Origin of the sequence: Noviherbaspirillum sp. (genome assembly GCF_036846085.1) — a bacterium.
Taxonomy (GTDB): domain Bacteria; phylum Pseudomonadota; class Gammaproteobacteria; order Burkholderiales; family Burkholderiaceae_D; genus Noviherbaspirillum.
Map to the genome: position 1 here is coordinate 1 of NZ_DAIUCO010000008.1, position 2,534 is coordinate 2,534.

A 2,534-nucleotide genomic window follows, 5' to 3' on the forward strand; every position below is an offset into this window, starting at 1 on the left:
AAAACGCCTGGATCACCGCAATCTCTTCGGTACATGGCGAGCGGAGGTCTTCCTCCAGCATCGCACGGCCTTGCGCATCCAGATTTCTGCCCCTGGTGCCCAGAACGGTCTGCCGGTAGCGTTCGGTTTCCACACGGGGGTCGATACGGCTGAGCGTGAGATGTTCAAGTGTCCCGCTCAGGGTGTCCGCCAGATGGGCGCCAGGGTCGGAGGTGGTGAAATGGACGGGGTAGTTGCGACGCGCGAGCGCCACGGCGACCGCCGCGGCCAGCGTCGTCTTCCCGACGCCGCCTTTGCCCATCACCATGATCAAGCCGTGGCCATCCTGGGCAAGCGCATCGACCAGCGATGCAAGATCCGGGGCATGCGCCAGCATCGGCGCCGCCACGTCCGCGTCTGGTTCGGTTGACGCGCCAGCGGTGCCGAACAACTGGCGCAACGCCCCCAGACCGACCAGGTTAAACGGTTTGAGGGGAATACGATCAACCGGCAGCGATCGCAGCGAGTCAGGCATGGATGCGAGCGCTGCCTGTTCGCGTTGCACGATGGCAGCCGCCAGCGGATCATGGGCGGCTTCCGATTCAGGCAGTACACCGTTAATGACCAGGTATTGCCGCCCGATCCCGATGGCCCGCAGTTCGTCATGGGTGCGTGCCGCCTCCCGCCGCGTGGATGCCTGCGCGCGCCACGAGAACCAGGCAGGAAGCGTCTCCCTTGCCATCGTTCAGGAAGCTGCTCCATGCCCCGGGCAGTTGCAGCAGGCGGATCGTGTGGCCGGTCGGCGCGGTGTCGAAAATGATGCAGTCGTACTCGTGAAGCAGCGCGCCGTCGGTAAGCAGTTCGGTGAACTCGTCGAACGCGGCAATTTCCGTGGTGCATGCGCCGGACAGCTGTTCTTGCATGCCGTTGACTACGTCGTCCGGCAAGACGCCTCGTGCCGGACCGATGATCCGGTCGCGATAGCGTTGCGCGGCCGCCTGCGGATCGATTTCCAATGCATGCAGGCGCGGTACGTCCCGCACCGCCGTGATCGTATTGCCGATGCGCATGCCGAAAACCTGCCCGACATTCGATGCCGGGTCGGTACTTACCAGAAGGATGCGCTTACCTTCATCGGCAAAGCGCACCGCGGCGGCGCATGCGATGGACGTCTTGCCGACGCCGCCCTTGCCGGTGAAAAACAGGAATGATTGCGGCTGTTCAAGAAAGCCCATCGTGAATCCTTTATCAGGTGGTGACCGCCGCAGTGCCAACGGCGTCGCAGTCCGGTGTTGGGGGGCGAGTCTATGGAACCGGAGCCGTCCGGACGTCATGCAATCGAGCGCCCTCGCCGGCCAGCGCAATCATGGCCTTGCGGGCGGCGGCAAGCAACGCATGAATATCCTCCGCACTCTGACTGTCAGGCATCAGCGTCGGACCGATTTCAAACACGATGGATCCGCGCCTCGGCAGCCAGCTGCCGGATGGCAAAATGGCCCTGGCGCCGCGCAATCCGGCAACCACGATCGGCACGCCTGCCTGCGCAGCCGTTACGAATGCGCCCGAATGCAAGCTTCTCAACCCGGGTTCGGGACCGAATTCGCCTTCCGGGAATATCATCAGATTTTCTCCACGCTCCAGGACTGACCTCATGATTTCCACATTGCCGGCGTGATGGGAATCCCCCGTCGGTTTCAGCACAACGGTCCGCACGCTTCTGAGTAAAGGACAAAGCACCCGTTGCAGGCGAAACTCCTGCCTGGTCGTGAATGTGTATCCCGGGGAAGGAGGCAGCAGGGCGGTGAGCACGATGGCGTCGAGAAAACTGGTGTGATTTGACAGCAGCACATGCGGCCCGGCGGGAAGACGGTCGAGTCCCTTGGCCGAAATTGATATACCGGTCAGAGCGAACATCCAGCGTGCAAATCGGTGCGCCAGGCGTCGCGACCGGTCCGGGCGTCCGGCCACGAAGGCAATGACGGCGAACGACAACACGAGAACGATAAAAATAATCCAGGTGTAGATGCCATACAGCCATGCGCCAACGCGCTGTACAGGGGTTCGCTTCCGGGAAAGCGAGGCGCCTGTCCATCGGGATGGTTTCTGCGGTGTCGGGATTTCATTCATCGGGACAAAATCCTTTCAGGCGCGAGCCTGTGATTCATTCTATGCAACCATCATGGAAAACCTGCGGTTGAGCGAATTGATCCTGCTCAAGGCAGGGGCAGCGCAATTGCACGCAAATGGCGATTGTGCCGGTCCCGCCGCTTGCGCGCGACCGATGTCCTTCATTCAAACCGTCCAATGCCTATTCCCGATGCTTTCCCACCTGACCTATCGGCTCAAGCGCCTGAACAGATCCGTTCTGGCAAAAATGACCCTCGTTGTGCCAAAGCTTGGCGCATTGTCTGGCGCACCGGTACCGCTTCTCAAGATGGAATACGGCACAGGCACAAGAAGCAGACGGCTGATTATTTTTCTGCCCGGGATCGATGATCTGGCGGAAGACTTCGAGAGAAGGGGTTTCGTCCATGAAATGAGCCGCCACGGCATCG

At 61.2% G+C, this 2,534-nt stretch carries 2 protein-coding genes and 1 pseudogene; 1 reads left to right on the forward strand and 2 read right to left on the reverse strand.

Annotation, left to right across the window (positions count from 1 at the left end; all coding sequences use genetic code 11):
* Both V7080_RS01815 and V7080_RS01820 read right to left on the reverse strand, forming a co-directional pair.
* Positions 1-1,214, reverse strand: a pseudogene (locus V7080_RS01815) (TRC40/GET3/ArsA family transport-energizing ATPase); the annotation flags it as partial.
* Positions 1,215-1,284: 70 nt separating this feature from the next.
* Entirely contained in the window at positions 1,285-2,106 is an 822-nt protein-coding gene (locus tag V7080_RS01820) for a lysophospholipid acyltransferase family protein (protein WP_334186686.1), read from the reverse strand.
* A 76-nt stretch (positions 2,107-2,182) separates the two neighbouring features.
* Between V7080_RS01820 and V7080_RS01825 the strand changes: the two genes are divergently transcribed.
* The coding region (locus V7080_RS01825; protein ID WP_334186687.1) for a hypothetical protein at positions 2,183-2,534 on the forward strand (352 nt) is incomplete at its 3' end.